The organism is uncultured Tateyamaria sp. (genome assembly GCF_947503705.1).
In the GTDB taxonomy this organism is placed as follows: domain Bacteria; phylum Pseudomonadota; class Alphaproteobacteria; order Rhodobacterales; family Rhodobacteraceae; genus Tateyamaria.
The window spans coordinates 261,053-281,498 of record NZ_CANNES010000001.1; the positions used below are offsets into that span (position 1 = coordinate 261,053).

11 protein-coding genes are annotated in these 20,446 nt (G+C 62.8%); 6 read left to right on the plus strand and 5 right to left on the minus strand.

Annotation, left to right across the window (positions count from 1 at the left end; all coding sequences use genetic code 11):
• Positions 1 to 14 precede the first annotated feature (14 nt).
• The 4 genes from Q1A44_RS01310 to Q1A44_RS01325 are packed head-to-tail and all read left to right on the plus strand — an operon-like array spanning position 15 to position 6,701.
• Positions 15 to 1,022 carry a MoxR family ATPase gene (locus Q1A44_RS01310; RefSeq protein ID WP_299618421.1) on the plus strand — a complete coding sequence of 336 codons (1,008 nt, stop codon included), beginning with the start codon at positions 15 to 17 and terminating at the stop codon, positions 1,020 to 1,022.
• Positions 1,019 to 1,900, plus strand: a complete 882-nt coding sequence (locus Q1A44_RS01315; RefSeq protein WP_299618423.1) for a DUF58 domain-containing protein — start codon at positions 1,019 to 1,021, stop codon at positions 1,898 to 1,900. Before Q1A44_RS01310 ends, Q1A44_RS01315 begins: the two co-directional genes overlap by 4 nt.
• Positions 1,897 to 4,662, plus strand: a complete 2,766-nt coding sequence (locus tag Q1A44_RS01320; RefSeq protein WP_299618425.1) for a DUF4159 domain-containing protein — start codon at positions 1,897 to 1,899, stop codon at positions 4,660 to 4,662. The genes Q1A44_RS01315 and Q1A44_RS01320 overlap by 4 nt, the downstream gene beginning before the upstream one ends.
• Positions 4,659 to 6,701, plus strand: coding sequence for a hypothetical protein (locus tag Q1A44_RS01325; RefSeq protein WP_299618427.1), 2,043 nt, complete (start codon positions 4,659 to 4,661; stop codon positions 6,699 to 6,701). Before Q1A44_RS01320 ends, Q1A44_RS01325 begins: the two co-directional genes overlap by 4 nt.
• Here the strand turns inward: Q1A44_RS01325 and pbpC are convergent.
• Entirely contained in the window at positions 6,698 to 8,692 is a 1,995-nt protein-coding gene (gene pbpC, locus Q1A44_RS01330) for a penicillin-binding protein 1C (protein ID WP_299618429.1), read from the minus strand. The two genes, Q1A44_RS01325 and pbpC, sit on opposite strands and share 4 nt — an antisense overlap.
• A complete protein-coding gene (locus tag Q1A44_RS01335; RefSeq protein WP_299618431.1) occupies positions 8,689 to 14,076 on the minus strand; it encodes an alpha-2-macroglobulin family protein in 5,388 nt (1,795 codons plus the stop codon). The genes pbpC and Q1A44_RS01335 overlap by 4 nt, the downstream gene beginning before the upstream one ends.
• Before the next feature lie 148 nt (positions 14,077 to 14,224).
• Between Q1A44_RS01335 and Q1A44_RS01340 the strand changes: the two genes are divergently transcribed.
• Complete coding sequence (locus tag Q1A44_RS01340; protein WP_299618433.1) at positions 14,225 to 16,405, plus strand: response regulator; 2,181 nt, start codon at positions 14,225 to 14,227, stop codon at positions 16,403 to 16,405.
• A gap of 18 nt (positions 16,406 to 16,423) precedes the next feature.
• On the opposite strand, the gene yaaA is transcribed toward Q1A44_RS01340, so the two are convergent.
• The 3 genes from yaaA to Q1A44_RS01355 form a co-directional block, all read right to left on the minus strand.
• Positions 16,424 to 17,197: a peroxide stress protein YaaA gene (yaaA, locus tag Q1A44_RS01345; RefSeq protein WP_299618435.1), complete on the minus strand. Its 774-nt coding sequence runs from the start codon at positions 17,195 to 17,197 to the stop codon at positions 16,424 to 16,426.
• A gap of 30 nt (positions 17,198 to 17,227) precedes the next feature.
• A complete protein-coding gene (gene recQ, locus Q1A44_RS01350) occupies positions 17,228 to 19,267 on the minus strand; it encodes a DNA helicase RecQ (RefSeq protein ID WP_299618437.1) in 2,040 nt (679 codons plus the stop codon).
• An 80-nt stretch (positions 19,268 to 19,347) separates the two neighbouring features.
• On the minus strand, positions 19,348 to 19,635 hold the full coding sequence (locus Q1A44_RS01355) for a YggT family protein (RefSeq protein ID WP_299618440.1): 288 nt from the start codon (positions 19,633 to 19,635) through the stop codon (positions 19,348 to 19,350).
• Between the two features lie 125 nt (positions 19,636 to 19,760).
• Here Q1A44_RS01355 and Q1A44_RS01360 point away from each other — a divergent pair, with 125 nt between their 5' ends.
• Complete coding sequence (locus Q1A44_RS01360; RefSeq protein ID WP_299618443.1) at positions 19,761 to 20,327, plus strand: thioesterase family protein; 567 nt, start codon at positions 19,761 to 19,763, stop codon at positions 20,325 to 20,327.
• The last annotated feature ends 119 nt before the right edge of the window (positions 20,328 to 20,446 follow it).

A 20,446-nucleotide genomic window follows, 5' to 3' on the forward strand; every position in this document is an offset into this window, starting at 1 on the left:
ATGGAAGAGATGTCATGACCGACGCAGAAGATCTTGTCACCGAAATCGAAGCGCTGGAGGCGAAATTGGCCGAGGCCAAGGCCTCGATCACCCGGCGTTTCATCGGTCAGGAACGCGTTGTCGACCTGTCCCTGACCGCGTTGCTCTGTGGCGGTCATGGCTTGCTGATCGGCCTGCCCGGTCTGGGAAAGACCCGCCTTGTCGAAACCCTCAGCACCGTGATGGGTCTGGATGGCAACCGCATCCAGTTCACTCCCGACTTGATGCCAGCCGATATCCTCGGCTCCGAAGTGTTGGACACCGCCGAAGACGGCACACGCGCCTTCCGCTTTGTCCCCGGCCCGGTGTTTTGCCAGCTTTTGATGGCGGACGAGATCAACCGCGCCTCGCCGCGCACCCAATCGGCCCTCTTGCAGGCCATGCAGGAAAAGACTGTCACCGTCGCGGGCGAGGATCGCCCGCTCGGCACACCGTTCCATGTGCTGGCCACGCAAAACCCCATTGAGCAAGAGGGCACCTACCCCCTGCCGGAGGCGCAGCTTGACCGCTTTCTGGTGCAGATCGACGTGCTCTATCCCGACCGCACGACCGAGCGGGATATTCTGATCGCCACAACCGGTGTCATGGATGAGGAATCGGTTCAGGTCTTCACGTCAGTCGAATTGCTGGCCGCGCAAACCCTGTTGCGCCGGATGCCGGTAGGCGACAGCGTTGTCGAGATGATCCTCGATCTGGTCCGCGCCTTCCGACCTGCCGAAGCTGACGCCTCGGACAAGGTCCGCGAAACCGTGGCTTGGGGCCCAGGCCCCCGTGCCGCTCAGGCCCTGATGCTGGCCGTGCGCGCGCGCGCCTTGTTGCAGGGGCGTCTGGCGCCGTCGGCTGAGGATGTGATCGACATGGCCCGCCCTGTTCTCAGCCACCGGATGGCGCTGAACTTTGCGGCTCGCGCCCGAGGCGACAGTCTGGCCGACCTCATTGACGAAACCGCCTCAGGCCTCAGCCGCCGTGAGGCCGCCGCGTGATCACCCCTACCGCCCTGCGCGAAAAGGCAGAGACGCAGGCCGCCCGCCTGCCGCCCCTGCTTGCGCGGGCCGAACATTTGGCGGGCGCTGTCCTGTTGGGCGATCATGGCCGCCGTCGAGCGGGCATGGGCGACGATTTCTGGCAATACCGCCCCGCTCAGATGGGCGATAGCCTGCGCATGATCGACCACCGGCGTAGCGCCATGGGCGACGTGCAATTTGTGCGCGAACGCGAGTGGCAGATTGCGCAATCGGTCATGCTTTGGGTCGATCAGGGGGCCTCGATGCGCTTTGCATCGACACCCGATCTGCCAACCAAAGCAGAGCGTGCGCGCGTGTTGTCGCTGGCCGTTTCGATCCTGCTGGTGCGCGGAGGCGAACGCGTGGGCCTGACCGGGACCCGCCTGCCGCCCCGTCGGGGCAACGCCCAGATCCTTCGCCTTGCCGAGATGTTTTCCGAGGACGCAGAAGAGGATTATAGCCCCCCTGAACACCGCGCGATGATCCCCCATGCGCGGGCCGTGTTCATCTCAGACTTCATGGGCGATATTGAAGGTGTTCGCACCGCCTTGACCAAAGCGGCGGATCGCGGCGTGCGCGGCGTGCTGTGCCACGTTCTTGATCCCGCCGAAGAGGCGTTTCCGTTCCGGGGGCGCACCATCTTCCAAAGCGTGGGCGGTACGATTGAGCATGAAACGCTCAAAGCCTCCGAACTCAAAGACCGCTATCTGGATCGCCTTGCCGCCCGCAAGGCCGAGCTGCAACAGCTATGCGCCATCGCGGGGTGGCAATACGGCCTGCACCACACCGGATCATCCGCGCAATCGGGTCTTTTGTGGCTTTGGCATGCCCTTGATGGTGGGAGGGCCGGCGCATGACCGTCTTTGGCCCCATCGGCTTTGCCGCCCCCTGGCTCTTGCTCGCGCTGATCGCGCTGCCCATCCTGTGGCTGATCCTGCGCGCAATTCCGCCCGCACCGATCCGCCAACGTTTTCCCGGCGTCGCGCTTTTGCTGGGCCTGCAGGATGACGAGGCCGTTTCTGACCGCACCCCCTGGTGGCTGTTGTTGCTGCGTCTGTTGGCGGTGGCTGCGATGATCATCGGCCTGTCGGGCCCTGTGCTGAACCCCGGCGATCAGGCGGAAGCAGGCGATGGACCACTGGTGATCGTGCTCGACGGCAGCTGGGCTGGCGCCGGTCAATGGCCCCGCCAGATCGAGGCGGTCGAGGCCGAATTGCGCCGCGCCGGTGCGGCAGGCCGCGAGGTTGCGATGCTGCAACTGTCGATGCCAGAGGCGGCGGTATTTCAGGCGGCCAACACCTTGATACCGCGTCTGCCGGGTATCCTGCCCATGCCCTGGCAGCCCGGTGACACTAATACGGTCCTTGATCGGCTACCCGAGGGCGGGTTCGAAACGGTGTGGTTCGGCGACGGGTTGGCCTATCCTGATCAAACCACCCTCTTGGAGGGATTAGAAGCGCGCGGCCCCGTCCGCGTGGTGCAATCCGGAGTTGATATCGTGGCCTTGGCGCCCGCCGCTTATGTGGATGGCGTGGTCGAATTGACTGCAAGGCGCGCCATGGAAGGTCCGGAACGCAGCGTCACGATCCTGGCGCAGGGCCGCGATCCTGCAGGCAATGCGGCGGTCCTTGCCACTGCCAACGCCGTATTTGAAGCCGGTGAAACCGAAGCCCGAACCGCCCTTTCGCTTCCGTCGGAGCTGCGCGCGCGCGTCACCCGGTTCGAGGTTCAGCGCGCCCGTTCTGCCGGCGCCGTGACCCTGATTGATGACAGCCTGCGCCGCCGCGAGGTTGCGCTGATTGCGGGCCGTGCCGGACGCGAAGGCCTCGAACTTCTATCCCCCCTGCATTATCTGGAACGCGCGTTGGAACCGACGGCCGACCTGCTGAACGGGTCGCTGAGCGATATCCTACCCGCCAATCCCGACGTGATTGTGCTGGCCGATGTGGCCACTCTGGCCGACGGTGAGGCCGAGGCGATTGCCGACTGGGTGGAAAATGGCGGCTTGCTCTTGCGCTTTGCGGGGCCGCGCGTGGCCGCCAGCGATATCAGCCGCAGCACCGAAGACCCGCTGATGCCTGTGCGTCTCCGTTCTGGCGGGCGCAGCGTGGGGGGCGCAATGAGCTGGGGTTCGCCCAAGACACTGGCCCCGTTCCGGGAAAACTCGCCCTTCTTCGGCCTCGGCCTCCCCTCAGATGTGACCGTCACTGCGCAAGTCATGGCGCAACCCGATCCGACCCTGGCCGAACGTGTGATTGCCGAGTTGAGCGACGGCACCCCCCTCGTCACCCGCAAGCGCAGCGGTCAGGGACAGATCGTGCTGTTCCACGTGACCGCAAATGCGGAATGGTCATCGCTGCCCCTGTCGGGTCTGTTTGTCGAAATGCTGGAACGGCTGGCCATATCATCAACCGCCGCCAGCCCCGCCGCTGGGGATCTCGAAGGCACCATCTGGACCCCGCAAATCGTCATGGACGGATTTGGAACGCTGCGCGACGCAGGCGCGATGCCCGGCGTGCCTGGCCCGCAATTGGTGAATGATCCGGCTGGCCCCTCCTTACTGCCCGGTGTCTATGTCTCGGGTGACCGCAGCCTGGCCCGGAATGTGCTGACGGCTGACGATGTTTTGACGCCCGCCGAATGGCCCCCGCGCATCCCCGTGTCGGGCCTGACGATTGCGCCGCAACAGCCTCTCGGTGGGTTGCTCCTCGCCATGGCCATCGGCCTTCTGGTCCTCGATGTGATCGCGTCGCTGGCCCTGTCGGGCCGTTTGACCAGCGGCTTGCGGGGCAGCCGAACCGCTGCAATCGGCATCGCGCTGCTCTTGTCCATGCCCACGCCGCAGGCCGAGGCGCAGCAAAACGTTGATGCGGCCCTCGCCGCCGCAAGCGAGGTCGCGTTGGCTTATGTGATCACCGGCAACAAAAATGTCGACGAGATTGCCGAGGCCGGTTTGCGCGGCCTGTCCGATACGCTGTTTTTCCGCACCTCGGTTGAGCCTTCTACGCCCATCGGCGTGAACCTTGAAACGGATGAATTGGCATTCTTTCCCTTGCTCTATTGGCCGATCACACCCGATCAACCGCGCCCGTCACAGGATGCCTATGCCAAGCTCAACGATTACCTCCGGTCCGGCGGGTTGATCCTTTTTGATACCCGCGACGCGGACGTCGCCAGCTTTGGCGCGGCCAGCGCGAACGGACGCAAATTGCGGGACCTGGCCGCAGCCCTTGATATTCCTGCACTCGAACCTGTGCCCCGCGATCACGTCCTGACGCGCACCTTCTACCTTCTGCAAGACTTTCCGGGTCGCCATGTTCAAGGCGATATCTGGGTCGAGGCGGCCCCACCCGGGGCCGAGCAGGTCGAGGGCATGCCTTTCCGCAACCTCAATGACGGCGTGACGCCTGTGGTCATAGGTGGCAACGACTGGGCATCGGCCTGGGCCGTCACGGCGACGGGTCAAAGCATGTTGCCCGTGGGACGGGGCCTCGGCGGTGAGCGGCAACGCGAACTGGCCTATCGCTTTGGCGTGAACCTGGTGATGCATGTGCTCACCGGCAATTACAAAAGTGATCAGGTCCACGTGCCTGCTTTGCTGGATCGGCTGGGCCAATGACCGGAACTGTCCTCTTTGATCCACTGCTGCCCTGGCCCGTGCTGATCGCGCTTGCGGTCCTTGTAACGGGTGGCGTGCTGTTGGCGCTGATGCGCGGCCTGAACGGATGGGCCCTGCGCGGCATGGCCGGTTTGGTTATTCTGGCGGCCCTTACCGGGCCTGCCTTCCAACAGGAAGAGCGAGCACCCCTCACCGATATCGTGATCCTGGCCAAAGACGAAAGCGCGAGCCAGCGGCTTGCGGACCGCCCCGTACAGACCGACGCTGCAGTGACCGCTCTGACGGCGGCCCTATCGGCCCGCGAGGGCACTGAAATCCGTCAGGTCACCGTACCCGATGGCAAAGAAGATGCAGGCACCCGCCTGATGACAGCCCTTTCTGATGCCTTGGCCGAAGAACCCCGGGCGCGGGTCGCAGGCCTTATTGCGCTGACCGATGGGCAAGTGCATGACGCCGACCTGCCGCTGGACCTGCCCGCCCCGTTGCATGTTCTGCTGACGGGTCGCGAGACCGACTGGGACCGACGCCTTTTGGTTCAAAACGCCCCGGCCTTTGCCATTATCGGCGAGCCTGTGACCCTGACCTTGCGGATCGAGGACAGCGGTGCGGCCCCTACCGAGAGCGGCCTCGCCCCGCTGGACATATCCGTCGATGGGGCCACGCCACAACGCTTTAACGTGCGCATCGGCGAGGATGTGACCCTGCCCATCACCCTGCCCCATGGTGGGCGCAACGTAATCCAGTTCACCGTGCCCGAGGCGGACGGCGAGTTGACCGACCGCAACAACACCGCCCTCATTCAGATCAACGGCATCCGTGATCGGTTGCGGGTTCTGCTTGTCTCGGGCGAGCCGCATGCGGGCGGGCGCACCTGGCGTAACCTCCTGAAATCAGACAGCTCTGTTGATCTGGTCCACTTCACCATTCTACGTCCTCCGGAAAAGCAAGACGGCGTGCCCGTGGGCGAGTTGAGCCTGATCGCCTTTCCAACGCGTGAACTGTTCCTGGAAAAGATTGATGATTTCGACCTGATTATCTTTGATCGCTACAAACGGCGAGGCATTCTTCCGGCGCTCTACCTGGACAATGTGGCCCGATATGTCCGCGAGGGCGGCGCGGTTTTGATCGCCGCAGGTCCCGACTTTGCCGGGGCCGACAGCCTTTATCGCTCGCCTCTCGGCTCTGTCATTCCGGCCCAACCTTCAGCCCGCGTTCTAGAAGAAGCATACCTCCCTGTCGTGTCAGATATTGGCCAGCGTCACCCGGTGACCACCGGCTTGCCTGCTGCCGGGGATTGGGGTCGCTGGCTGCGCCAGATTGATGTCGATGCCAGCTCTGGCGCGGTGGTGATGGAAGGCGTCGATGAGCGCCCTCTGCTGATCCTCGACCGGGTCGAGGAAGGACGTGTGGCGCTCTTGGCCTCGGACCATGCGTGGCTTTGGAACCGTGGCTACGAAGGTGGCGGGCCGCAGCTCGAACTGCTGCGCCGTTTGGCCCATTGGATGATGAAAGAACCCGAGTTGGAGGAGGAGACGCTGACCGCCACCGCCACCGGACAAAGCATGCGGATCGTGCGCCGAACCTTGTTTGACGAGGTGCCGCCGCTGACCATCACCGGGCCTGACGGCGCGGTCACCACGCTGGATCTGGAAGAGGCGGGGCCGGGCCAGTTTGCAACCCTCTTTGACGGTCCCGAGATTGGGCTGTACCGGCTTGAGAACGGCGATCAGAACTCAGTTATTGGTCTTGGTCCCGCCGCACCGCGCGAATTCGAGGCGACCATTGCCACCGCCGCCATCATAGGAGATCGGGTTGCCGCCACGCGCGGCGGCATCCTGCGCCTGGAAGACGGCACGCCGCGCATCCGCATGGTCCGCGAGGGACGGCCCGCGGCGGGACGCGGTTGGATCGGCCTGACGCCACGCGGCGCGTACGAAACGCAAGACCTGCGCCAGACAGCCCTGTTGCCGCCGTGGCTGGTCCTGCTTTTGGCAGCCAGCTTCATCACGGCCGCCTGGTTGCGCGAGGGGCGGCGCTAAGGCCGCGCCTCGACCTCCGCATGGGCGGATTTGCCCGCTGCATCGACTACCGCGATCCGCGCAAAGCCAGGGCCAAGCTGCCCGATTTCCACCAACCGGTCTCGCAACCCGGTGGCCACAGGTGAACCATTCAGCAAGACAGTCAGAGGCAGCGTCCCCCCTTCGACTTTCAGGTATGTTTCGGCCTGCCCCAAAACGGCACCATCAGGTGGGAAGACCAGGCGCGGGGCCGCCTGATCACCGCTCCGCGCCCCAAACCGGCGCAAGTTCGGGGGCAGATCGGCGGTGGTCATGATCAGCGTATCCGGAGGCGGCGGGGGCGGCGGCGCATAGGTCGGCTTCAGCCGGCCAAAGGCTTCGAAAAGGATAGGGGCCGCGTGATCACCCCCAAATGCGCCGGGCACGGGCGTGCCATCCGGGCGCCCCATCCAGACCCCAATAACGTGCTGCCCATCATAGCCAAGTGCCCAGGCGTCCCGGTGACCATAGGACGTGCCGGTCTTGTAGGCGAGGCCCGCGCGCGCATCAGCGGGCGGCGCGATTCCCCTCAGGATATCGCCCACATGCCAAGCAGCGCGCGGCACAATGATCTGACCCCCGGGCGAGATATCCATGGGCACATCGGTCAGGGTTAGCTCGTTGCCCAGTTGCGCCAATCCGGCGTAGATCATCATCATGTCTTCAAGGCTGAGGCCAACACCGCCGAGCGCGACGGCAAGTCCCGGCGCTGCACCCGGCAAAACAGGCTTTGCCCCGAACCGGCGCAGCGTGGCCATCAACCGCTCAGGCCCCAGCGCGTCGGTCAGCGCAACGGGTGGGATGTTCAGAGACAGGGTCAACGCTTCGCGGGCGGTCACATCACCGCGAAAATACCCATCGAAATTCTGCGGCGCATAACGGCCAAACCTGGTGGGTTGGTCCGTGAAAATCGTTTCGGGATGGGCCAGGCCGCGATCAAAGGCCAGCGCATAAATCACCGGTTTCAGCGTCGAACCGGGCGACCGTTTGGCCCATGTCATGTCGACAAAGCCAAGCGCGCCCGCCGCATCGGTATAATGGGGCGCACCAACCCGCGCGATAATCTCACCGTTTTGGTGATCGGCCACCATTACGGCCACAGACACCCCTTCGGGTTGTGCTGCTGCGTGGGTCCGCACCAGCGCCTCGATCTGAGCCTGAAGGTCCGCATCCAAGGTCGTGTCAAACCGTGCCGCCAGCGGATCATCTACCCGGCGCGTGTCGGCCAGATGCGGGGCAAGGCGGGGCAAAGGACGCATCGCATGCGGCACCGGGGCCGTAACAGTGTCGAGGCCAATCCGCGCAAGCACCCTGTCGCGTGCGGCGCGCGCCGCCTTTGGGTGCCGGTCTGGCCTGCGCGCCTCTGGCGCTTGGGGCAAAGCCACCAGCAAGGCCGCCTCGGCAGGCGACAAGCGCCCGGGTTCTTTGCCGAACCAGACGAAAGACGCGCTGCGCACCCCTTCGATCCGACCACCATAGGGGGCGTGCTGAAGATACAGGTGCAGGATGTCATCCTTGCTCAGCCGCCGTTCCAGCGCCCATGCCACCCGCATTTGCCGTATTTTGCCGCGCACCGACCCGGTGCCGGAATTTTCAAGCAACCGCGCGGCTTGCATCGTGAGGGTAGACCCACCCGACACCACCCGCCCAGACCAAAGTGCCTGACCCACCGCGCGACCCATTGCACGCAGATCGACACCATTATGCGTCCGGAATCGCTTGTCTTCATAAGCGATCAGCATATTCGTCAGGGTTGGGTCCACTCCGCCCTGCGGTACAGCCAGCCGGATACGCCCATCCTCGACCCCAAAGACCCGCATGACGGTGCCATTGCGGTCGCGCATCTCGGCAGACGTCTCGGTCAGGGTTGGGGGCAACTGGGTCCGCTCGACCCAACCATCCCACGCATCCCGCGCCAGCCCAACCGCCACGAGGCACGCCGCCAAGGCAAAAAGGGCGCGGTGGCCGTTCATTCAGCGACCTGCACCCGGCCCGTTGCGGTGATGGCCCGGTATTCCGGGCGATACATGTCCTCAACCAGGGCGGCGGGATGGTGGAAGTTGCCCGGGCTAACGGCCCGCGCGATGTAAGCCAGCGACACCGGTTGGCTGCCCCGGTGATCCACCGCGGCAACGAACCGGTCTGCCCGGAACTCCGCATGCTCTGCACGGGTCAGCTCCAGCCAGTCCAACGCTCGCACGTCACCCGAACGCAGCAGGTTGGGGTTGTCGATCTCGATCCCTGCAGGCAAAGGGTCATCCACGATCAGTCGGGCGCCCAAATCCTCGAACGGGGTCACGTTCAACACGATCACGCGCCGTTCGCCAACGGCCCAAGGGCCATCGGCCACGTTGCCCTCAAGGTCATAGGTAGTGCGCCGAATGCCATAGCCATAACCGCCCGCCTCGGGCGCGACCTGCGGCACGCCGTAGGTGGTCAAAGTCACGTCCTGAACGACGCCGGACACGTTTCGGATGACCGACACCGCATCCGCCACAGCCCGTGTCTGGACGACCGGGCCACTGACCGAAACATCATCCACTGACAGCACCGCTGGGCCGCTGCCTGTGCGCAGCGCTTGCGCTGCCATCAGAACCTGCGCCGCTTCCTGCGTGGAATACCGCCCGCTGTGATCCATGATGGAGCGCGCAAGCGCGCCCCGATCCACCCGCGTGCTGCCTGCCTCGACCGCGAGGTGCAAAAGGCCCGCCGCATCGCGCAGATCGGTGCCAAAGTCGTCGCGCCAGCCGCTGGTGTCGATGTCCGTGGCACCCGCAAGATCCTCGGCCAGACCAAACATCCGGTCTGCTCGACTTTGTTCGCCATAGCTGGCCAGGGCGGCCCCCAACTGCGCCCGCGCAAGCGGCGTGGTGAAGGCCCGAGCTTTGGCATCCGCGTAGTAGCGCAGATCGCCCATGGCTGCGGCCCCCTCACGCGCCAGAACAAGCAGGGCGTAGGCTATATCCTCGCCCCCTTCGTCAAAGTCGGGCGCGTAATTCACCCGGTTGCGCAAGTTATCCAAAGCCATGCGCATGGCAGTCTCGGGGACGGCATAGCCCTTGGCCTGTGCCCGGCTGAGGAAGTCGGTCACATAGGCATCCAACCAGAACTCCCCGCTTTGCGCGCGCCAGAGGCCAAAGGCCCCATTGCTCGCCTGACGCATCAGGACCCGAGCAATAGCGTCCTCAACCCGGTTGTCGATGTTCGAAATTCCCGCAGCCCCCGCCACTTGCGGGACATAGAGTAAGGGCAACGCGGCAGAGGTCACTTGTTCCGTGCACCCATAGGGATAGCGATCAAGCTGCCGCAAAAGCGCTGGCATATCAAACCGCGCCAAAGGCCCCGCCGACAGCGTCGCGCGCGCTGTTGCAGGGCGCAGATCGGTAAAGACATTGTCGTCAAAGGTAAAAAACTCGCCCGCGCCCAACGTGAACCGTCGCGTTGTCGCCACCACAGGGTCATTTGCGCGCACGCCCAGCATCAGCGTCTTGGTCAGTTTATCGCCATCCGGCAAGGTCAGCGCCACATTGATCTGGTAATCGCCTGTTTGGTCTGCGCCCAAGGTGACGGGAACCCGAACCGTGGCCCCGTTGGCCAAGGCGATCTGTGTCGGTACTTGCCCAAAGGCTAGGCCCGCCCCCGTGACGCTTAGTTGCATCGCACCCTCAGGCCCATCCGCATGAACAAAATCGAGCATCAGTCGGCTCTCATCTCCGGGCGCGAGGAACCGTGGCAAGGCAGCCGAGATCACCACCGAATCTCGCGCCAACATGTCCCGGGTCGCTTGGCCGACACCTGTCTCGGACCAGGCCACAGCCATCAAACGGATGGTCCCGTTGAAATCAGGGCGCTGGATCGAAATGTTGGCCCGCCCGTCCGCATCGAGGGCAACCGGCCCATCAAAACTGACCATCACTGCCTCTGTTGGCGGTGGTCCTTGGCGCTGCATGCTGCTGCCCGCGTCGCCGCCCGAGCGAACCTGCCCGAGTGCCCCGTTATTTCCATCAATCAACCGGCCATACATGTCACGCAACGCGACGCCCAGCCGCCGTTGTCCGAAATAGTGACTTTGCGGATCTGGTGCTTCAAATCCTGTGAGGTTGAGAATACCTAGGTCCACAGCCGCCAAGCTGACATAGCCGGGCGCACCGTTCAGGCCATCCACTTGCACCGTGACCAGCGTTTCACCCGCCTGACCACTGACGGCCTCGGGGGCGGCCAGGCTGACCTGCAACGCTTTGGCACCTGGATCAACGGCAGCATGAGCCAGACCCAGCACGCGCGCAGGACCAAAGGCCTCCGCGTGACCGCTTCGCAGGATTGATGCGGTGACATATGCACCGGTCCCCCAGTCGCCGGTCACCTCCAGCGGGATAAGGTTTTCGCCTGCGCGCACTGGAATAGCCTGCCTTGCAATCAAACCGTCCGACAAGACCGAAACCAGCGCCACGCCATCAAAGGGCGGCACGACGCGCAGTTGTACGGTGTCGCCCACATCATAGCTGTTTGCATCCAGCGACAGGGCAAGCTGGTCAGGCGTGCTCGCGCTGTCGGTGCCGCCGTACCAACCGGCCGAAAAATCAACAGAACTGGACGCGTAATCGCCTTCCAACCGCTCGACCACCAGCTCATAGTCACCCCATTCCGTAGGCGTGGCAAAAGCAGTCGGTACCTCTGACAGCATCAGAGACCCTTGACCTACGCGTATACGCCGGGTGATCGGCTCCCAATTCCAGCTGCCATAAAGCTGATACCACTGATAACGCGTCTCGATCCGGTTTACCGTCCATCGCACAGGCACAGGCGCTGCGGCACCGACAGCAATCAATTCGAAATTGGCTTCACCCCCCTCGGGCAGAACATCGTCGAACGTGGGGCGGATGCCGATCACCGGGCCGTCCGGGGCAATGGCCCGCGTCAGGCTCCGTTCGACCGGGCGGTTTGAGCCGTCCGACACTCGCACTGTCATCGCCGCCTCAAGCAGGACGCCCTCAGCCTCGACCTCTGGCCAAACCATCGGCACAGCAGCAAGACCCGCCACATCCGTGACTTTAGAAGCGAAACTGGCACGGCGTGGTGCGAAATTCGCGTCGTGACGGCCGAAGCGGTAGCGGGGCCAGCCGTCCAAACCGGTGCGACGACGCAAGGTCAAATCGCCTTCAACCGGCAGATCGGCACCGGGCGCTCCAAAGAGATAGCGGGCCTCGACGCTCAGCAACTCACGCGCCCCAAAACGCAAGTCGCCGTCAGCCAAGGCCAGGTTGACGTCAATCCGCTCGGGGATGAAGTCCTCGACGAGGACGGTTTGCGTGGCAAGGGGCGGTGCGTCCAGGTCGCTTTTGAGGTCAATCCGCCAGGTGCCACGGGGCACGCCATCGGCCAAAGGCAGGCTTAGTACATGCCCGCCTGCGCGGTCATTTGTGCTGACCATGCGGCTGTACTCAACGCCGTCCGGGCGGCTGAGGATAGCGGTGATTGGCAGGCCGGGGATCGCGGCAACCGTTCCGCTACGGGCCAAGGCGGTCACGTGAATCGTGGCCCCGGGCCGGTACGCGCCTCGATCGGTGGTCATAAAGACATCAACGGGCGGCGCAGGACGGCGCCCCTCAACCCCTCGATCTGACAGGTCAAAAGCCGGATCGATCAACGGCAAAAAGACGAAGTCTTCCCCCGTCTCCACCTGCAACAGGGCGGGGGCCGCCGCACCGCCACCCCGCGTCAAACCCGCAGGAAAGGTCGCGAAACCCTCGGCATCTGTCCGGGCCGTGCCCAGAACCGCATTGGCGCGCGAAATCAGGCGAACGGTGGCATCGCTCACAGCCCCCGCATCCTCAAGGCTGCGCACGGCCGCGGTCAGCCCGTCATTGCCTTGCCAACTGGTGACCCCAAGGTCAGAGAGCACAAACCACTGGCTGGCCGATGCAACTTCATACGGATCCACGCCCGGGGCACGTGCGGTCAGCACATAGATACCGGGCGTCTGCTCCTCAAGCACTTCGCCCAAGGGCAGGCGGGTTGTCATCTCGGCATTCAGGTCGTTTTGCACATCGCCCGTACCACGCCAAATCTCTTGCGCCACTTCGGCGTTAAAGGTCTGAAGTTGCCAGGCCGACAGGGGTTTGCCGAAATACCCGTCTCGCAATGACCGTACGAGGTTTCGGTCACTGACGCGGCTCAGGATCAGCTCGACAGTGTTCAGGTTCACCGTTTCAATCGGGACGGCGGCGGAACTGCTGCGCGGCAGAACATAGCTGCGCCCCGGAAAGCGAACCAGTGGCGCGCGGTCACGCACATAGATGTTCAGGGACGTATCGCGGGCCAGGCTTTCGCCACTGGCGGCAGGCAGGCCCGAGCGGAAGGTCACCCGGTACCGTTCGCCGTGGCGGACGCCGTCTACACACAACACACGGTCATTGGCCTCGACAACCAGCCCGTCGGAATCACTGCGCACATAAGGGTCATAGTCGACACCTGCCTGCGCCAGCGGTTCCGAAAACGTGGCGCAAATTCGAGGGGAGGCACTGTTGTTGTCGACACTGTGCTCGACTATCCGAAACCCGTACTTACCGATGGCATCGTCCAGCGCGCGGGCCACGTCGTCGCGGGGTTGGATGGATTGCGCCAGGCGCAACACACCCAACATATCGCGGCCCCGGCGGTTTGCCTCCAACGCCTCTGCCAACCCTTGCAGGGCTGAGACCTGCGCACCGGGTATTGCGGCCCGAACATAGGCGTTCAGGGCGGCAGGCACCGCCTCGGATCGGGCGGCACGGCGTTGGGACGACGGGACAGAATCAGGCAAGCGCAACGAAACATAGGCATACCGCGCCCAAAGGTCGGAGGCATCCGACCAGGTCACGGCACCCCCCATCAACCGCAGCGCAGAGGCACGGCGACCCGCTTGCCACTCGCTACGCGAGGCATCGACCAACGCTTTCAGCGTTTGGCCATTGACCGGAAACCGCCCACCCATTCCGCGTGCCAGAGTGCGCGCGGCTTCGAAATCCGCCTCTGTCAGATCAAGGGCGGCCGCACGGGCGGCTGCCGCCGCGCGCAGGGTTGGATCACTGGGGACCCGGATGGCCGAAACGGCCCCCACATAGGGCTGGCGTTCGGTCACGTCGGATTTGGGGAAACACGCGTTGGAGCGGTTGTTGAAAGTAAAGGCGACACACTGATCATCAGCACTGCACGCACGTTCACAGGCCCCGTAATTGGTGTCGAACAGGGCCGTTCGGTCAGACCCGTAGAAATCCACATCCTGACTCAGCACATAGCGGTGCGGCGGAATCACATCCTGTGCCGCAAGCGGAAGCGACCAAAGCATTGCACAGAAAAACAGGAAAAAACGGCGCATCACGGGACTCCTAAAACCATTGGGTCTTGCCCTTGCAGCCTGCCACGCGGGCGCGTCCACACGCAACGGATAAGACTGCGCTCGGGTTAAGCGGATGTTCACCAAGGCTGTGACATATCGTTTAAAACGAAGATTGGCGGAGCAGGTCATGAGCCTAGCAAACAAGCTGGCCGAGGAACGGCGGGGCAGGCTGGCAGCGGAACGGCTGTTGGAACTGAAGCAGGCGGAGCTGTCGGCGGCCAACCGCAAACTGGGCAAACATGCCGCCGCTTTGCAGGGCGAAATCGTCGAAACACGGGCCGAGGTAGCAACGGTCAAAACCGAAAATGCGCGGGTCAAAACCGAGCTGGGTCAAGCCAACCAAAAGGTCGAGATAGCCGAGCGGCGTTTGTGGCACTCCGTTCAAACAATCACTGACGGCTTTGCCTTCTTTGATTCCGAAAACCACCTTGTTGCCGCCAACGCGAGCTATCTGGCGATCTTTGACAAGCTGGACGTGATCCAGCCGGGCGTCCATTATATCACCATTCTTCAGGTCCTCACGGATGAGGGGATCGTCAATACCGGCAGCCTTGCCGCTGCCGATTGGCGCGAGATGATGGCCGACCGCTGGATGCAGCCAGAGCCGGAGCCGATCACCATCCGCCTTTGGAATGACCAGTATATCAAGCTTGTGGATAGACGCGGCGCGGGCGGCGATATCGTGTCGCTTGGCCTGAATATCACCACCTCGGTCATCTATGAAAAAGAACTCAAGGCGGCCCGAGCCGAGGCTGAAGCAGCCAGCCGCGCCAAATCCACATTCCTCGCGAACATGAGCCACGAGATCAGGACGCCGATGAACGGGGTCGTCGGCATGGCGGACCTCTTGGGCGAAACCGGCCTCAGCGATGAACAGCAGCTTTATGTCGACACGATCAAGAACTCGGGCGAGGCTCTGCTCGTCATCATCAACGACGTCCTCGACTATTCCAAGATCGAGGCAAAGAAACTTCAACTGCACCCCGAACCCTTTGACCTGGAGCGGAGCATTCATGAGGTCATCATGCTGCTTCAGCCCTCGGCACGCGACAAGGGCCTGACGATCCTGCTGGATTACGACCTGTTCCTGCCAACCGCCTATATCGGCGATCCGGGCCGGTTCCGCCAGGTGATGACAAACCTGATGGGCAATGCCGTCAAGTTCACCGCCCAGGGCCACGTCCTGATCCGGGTGACAGGCGTGTCTGACCCCGACAACGGCAAGGCCGACGTCACCGTCGTGATCGAAGACACCGGGATCGGCATCCCCGAAGACAAGACTGACCACATCTTTGGCGAGTTCAATCAGGTCGAAAACGAGCGCAATCGCCAGTTCGATGGCACCGGTCTGGGCCTCGCGATTTCACAACGTCTGGTCTCGCTCATGGAGGGAGAGATCTGGGTGACCAGCGAGGAAGGCATGGGCTCGTGCTTTGGCTTCCGCATCCCCCTTGAAATGACGGATGCCAAATTGCCTGAACAACCGCCCGTGCCCGACGGGCTGCGCCGTGTGCTGGTGGTTGACGATGTCGCAGCCAATCGCACCATTCTGCAACGGCAGTTGGAACAAATGGGCCTGGGTGTCGTCTGTTGTGCCAGCGGACCCGAAGCGTTGCAGCATCTCACCGATATCGACCTAATCCTGACAGACCACAACATGCCCGACATGGATGGGTTGGAGTTTGCTGACGCCGTGCGCGCCACCGGCAATGAAACCCCGATCCTGTTGCTCAGCTCCAATCCCAGCGTCGCGGCCGGCGATCCCGGCGCGCAGCATCTTCATGCAATTGTTCAAAAACCGGTTCCCCGGGCTGACCTGTTTGCCCGATTGCAAAGCGTGGGGCCCCTGATCCAACAAACCGCGCCATCAGCAGAGAAAGCCGCACGGCGCAAAATGCGGGTCCTTGCTGCCGAGGACAACAAGACCAACCAACTTGTCTTTACCAAGATGGTGAAAGGCGCTGATATTGATCTGAAATTTGCCAACAACGGCATCGAAGCCGTCGAGCAGTTTTCCAGCTTTGTGCCCGACCTGATCTTTATGGACATCTCGATGCCCAAGATGGACGGCAAAGAGGCCACAACCAAGATCCGCGAGATTGAACAGGAAACCGGGGGGCACGTGCCCATCGTGGCGCTGACAGCGCATGCCCTGAATGGTGACGACAAGGGCATTCTGGCGGCGGGCATCGACCACTATCTGACCAAACCGCTGCGCAAACCCGAGATTCACGGCAAGATCAGTGACGCCTGTCCAAAAGACGCCTTGCCACCCTTTCCGCCGCCCGCTCTGGACGAGGCAGGTTAGCCATTTGGCTCGCTTGGCTCAGCCTGCCGGATAGGGCCGGACAAAGACCAGGCGATCGTCGTCCGATTGAGAAGGCTGAAACACATAGCCATCTGCGTCAAACGCCTTGAGGCCATCCATATCCCGCACCTGGTTTTGGATCATGTGGCGCGCCATGGCCCCCCTTGCCCGCTTGGCAAAAAAGCTCACGATCTTGGGGCCCTGCCCTTTGTCCTCCATGAACACCGGCGTCACCACCCGCGGTTTCAACGCCTTTGGTGCCACAGCCCCGAAATACTCCTGACTGGCACAGTTCACCAGCACATCGCTGTTCACCGCCTCGGCTTGCGCGTTCAGCGCCTTGGACAGATCATCGCGCCAATAGTCATAAAGCGATGCACCGCGCCGCGTTTTCAAACGGCTGCCCATCTCAAGGCGGTAGGGCTGGATTCCATCCAGCGGGCGCAACAGCCCGTAAAGGCCCGACAAAATCCGCAAATGGTCCTGAGCATAAGCTACATCCGCCTCTGACAGACTGGCCGCTTCCAACCCCTGATAGGTGTCCCCCGCAAAGGCCAGCATCGCAGGCCGCGTTGTGTCCACATCGGGCGCATCGGCAAAGGCCTGAAACCGGTCACGGTTCAACCGGGCCAGATCATCGCTCAGGCTCATAAGGGATTTCAGATTTCCCAGTGTCAGGTTTCGCGCCGTTTTCACCAGTCGCACCGCGTCGTCCTGCATCGCGGGTTCCGTCATTTCAACGTCACGCGCCGCCCAATCCAGCCGTTTGGCCGGAGAAATCACAACCAGCATCTTGCCACCCTTTTCCTCGTTGAGGCTGATCTAGCCCGCATCCCGCAGCACGTCCAGAAAAGCAGGCCCAAATCGTTCCGCCTTGCGGTCGCCCAGCAGCCGTTCGAGGGCCGCGTCATCATCCGGGCGCATCTGCGCCACTTTAGCCAATTGCGAGGCCGAACAGCTCAGCGGTTTGTCAGTGCCGTCGTGCCCGCGCGCCAGATCGGCCTGCACCTCAAGCAATCGGTCATAGACTGTGCCGGCCGCTCGGCCCGCCAACTTACGCCGCAACGGGTGCAGGGCGGCCGCCTCGCCGTTGATCACCTCGAGGAACGCGTCGCCAAAACTATGAAGTTTCTTGGCACCGACCCCACCGATCTGCGCCATTTGATCAAGGTTCATTGGCCGCTTTTCCGCCATATCGATCAGAGTCCGATCCGGGAAAATCACATAGGCGGGCACTTTGGCCGCCTCTGCCAGCCCACGCCGCTTGGCCTTGAGCGCGGACAAGAGCGGCGCGTCTTCCTCCGACACCATCGCCTTGACCGCCGGGCGGCGGACGGCGGACTTGATCGTGTCGCGGCGCAGGTTGATCTTGGCCTCGTCCCGAAGGATCGGCAGGGCTGCATCCGTCATCCGCAGGGCACCATGCCTGTCGGCATCAGGGCGCACAAGATCGTGGCCCATCATTTGCCGAAACACCGCTTGCCATTGGCGCCGGGTGTATTCCGTGCCAACACCAAATGTAGGCAGGCTGGTATGCCCGCGTTGGCGCACCTTGTCAGTCTCATTGCCCAGCAGAATGTCGATCAGGTGGCCCGCCCCAAACCATTCATCGGTACGCAGCATCGCCGACAGCGCCTTGCGCACCGCCGTCGTCCCGTCAAACACATCCGCAGGCGTCTGGCACAGATCGCAGTGGTCACAGGTCACTTCCGTTTCGCCAAAATAGCCTAGCAGCGTCTTGCGCCGACATTCCAAAGCTTCCGCCAGACCCAAAAGTGCATTCAACCGCGCGTGGTCCGCCATCCGTCGTTCGGACGGGGCAAGCCCTTCGTCAATCTGACTGCGGCGCAGCTTGATGTCCTCGGGCCCGAAAAGCGTCAGCGTTTCGGCTGGTGCGCCGTCGCGACCGGCGCGGCCAATCTCCTGATAATAGGCCTCGATGGATTTGGGCAGATCGGCATGGGCGACCCAACGAATATCCGGCTTGTCGATCCCCATGCCAAAGGCAACGGTGGCCACAACGATCAGGCCATCTTCCTGCTGGAACCGCCGTTCCGCAATACGCCGGTCATCGGCGTCCATGCCCCCATGATAATGAATGGCCGCGTGCCCCGCCTCGCGCAGACCCTGGGCCAGCGTCTCGGTCTTGGCCCGTGTGCCGCAATAAACGATCCCGGATTGTCCCTTGCGTGCGGCGGCAAAGCTAAGGATCTGCGCGCGGGGCCCGTTTTTGGCGGCAAAGGCCAGATGGATATTTGGCCGGTCAAAACCCCGCAGGAAGGCGCGCGGGGGAACGCCATCGAACAGCTTTTGAACAATCTCGGCCTGGGTTTCGGCATCCGCAGTCGCGGTAAAGGCGGCCAAGGGCACATCCAGGGCGCGTCGCAACTCACCGATCCGCAGATAATCGGGCCGGAAATCATGGCCCCATTGGCTGACGCAATGTGCCTCGTCCACCGCGATCATGCTGACACCGATGCGGCGCAGCATCCCCATGGACGATCCGGCCGCCAATCGTTCCGGCGCGATATAGAGCAGCTTCAACTCGCCACGTTCCAACGCGTCCCAGACCGCATCGGTTTCCTCGGGCGTGTTGCCGGATGTCAGCGCGCCCGCCGACACACCCGCCGCCTGCAAGGCCCGCACCTGGTCGCGCATCAGCGCTATCAGCGGCGAGATCACAACAGTGACCCCTTCGCGCATCAGCGCAGGCAATTGAAAACACAGGGATTTGCCGCCACCTGTCGGCATGATGGCCAGGGTGTTCTCGCCCGCCGTCACCGCCTGAACGATCGGCTCCTGGCCCGGACGAAAATCGTCAAACCCGAATACGTCCTTCAACAGCGTGGCAGCGCTGGCCATGTCATGAAACCCTGTAAAATTTTATGTGTCTGCTCGTTGAATACAGATTCACATTTTAACAGGGCGTGAACAAGTCCCGATCAGGCGAAACCAAAGATCACAGGCAGGATATAGGCGCGCAGCGAAATCACGATCAGCAGCGCCACCAGCGGGGCCAGATCAAGGGGCCGCGTGTCAGGCAGAATGCGGCGAATGGGCTCGTAAATCGGCTCAAGCAGCCGGTTCAGACCGGCCCATATCTGCGCCACGATCGGCTGGTGCAGGTTCAAGACCTGAAAGTTGATCAGCCAGCTCATGATGATGTGCACGATCATCACGAAATAGACAACGCCAAGGATCAGTTGCAGAGGTCCGTAAATGGCCAGCATGGGCAGGCTCCTTCATGTGTTGCCCCAACAGGTAGGCCGTGGGGGCCTGTGGCGCAAGGTCACTTTGTCCCAGGTCTTGACCTGTCGCTGCAGCGCCGCATTTAGAGTGCATCAGGAGTAATCGCATGTTTCCCTTTGTTCGCCTCATCAAAGATATGCTTGTCGCCAGCCGCCAAGCGCCGATCCACCCCACCGACATACATGTGTCGCACCACATGGTGTGGCCTTGGGATCTGGACGCTTTTGCCGAGCTGAACAATGGTCGCACGCTGACGCTGTATGATCTGGGCCGTCTGGGCATGGGTGCGCGCAGTGGCCTGATCGGCACTCTCCGAACCAAGAAATGGAGCCTGACAATGGCAGGGTCGTCCGTGCGGTATCGTCGGCGTCTACATGCGTTTCAGCGGTTCGAAATGCGCAGCAGAACGATCTGTTGGGACGACAAGTTCTTTTATATCGAACAGTCGATGTGGAAGCCTGACGGCACTTGCACCAGCCATGTTCTCTACCGTGCGGCGGTCACCAGCAAAAACGGGATTGTCCCCCCGAGAGAGGTTGGCGAGGCCATGGGCCTTGATACAACTTCGCCTCTTGCACCCGACTGGGTCGCAGCCTGGATCGAGGCCGAAGCCATGCGCCCCTGGCCCCCAATGCAGAACGTTGCCAAGACCCACCTGCGCGAAGTCGCCTGACGGACCGGAGACTGGCGCGGTCTCCGGCTGTTTTCCGACGCGGAAAACGGAACCCCACAGGAAATCGCACCGATTTCCAGCCGGTCTTTGCGTCAAAGACCGGACTGACACATGCCAAC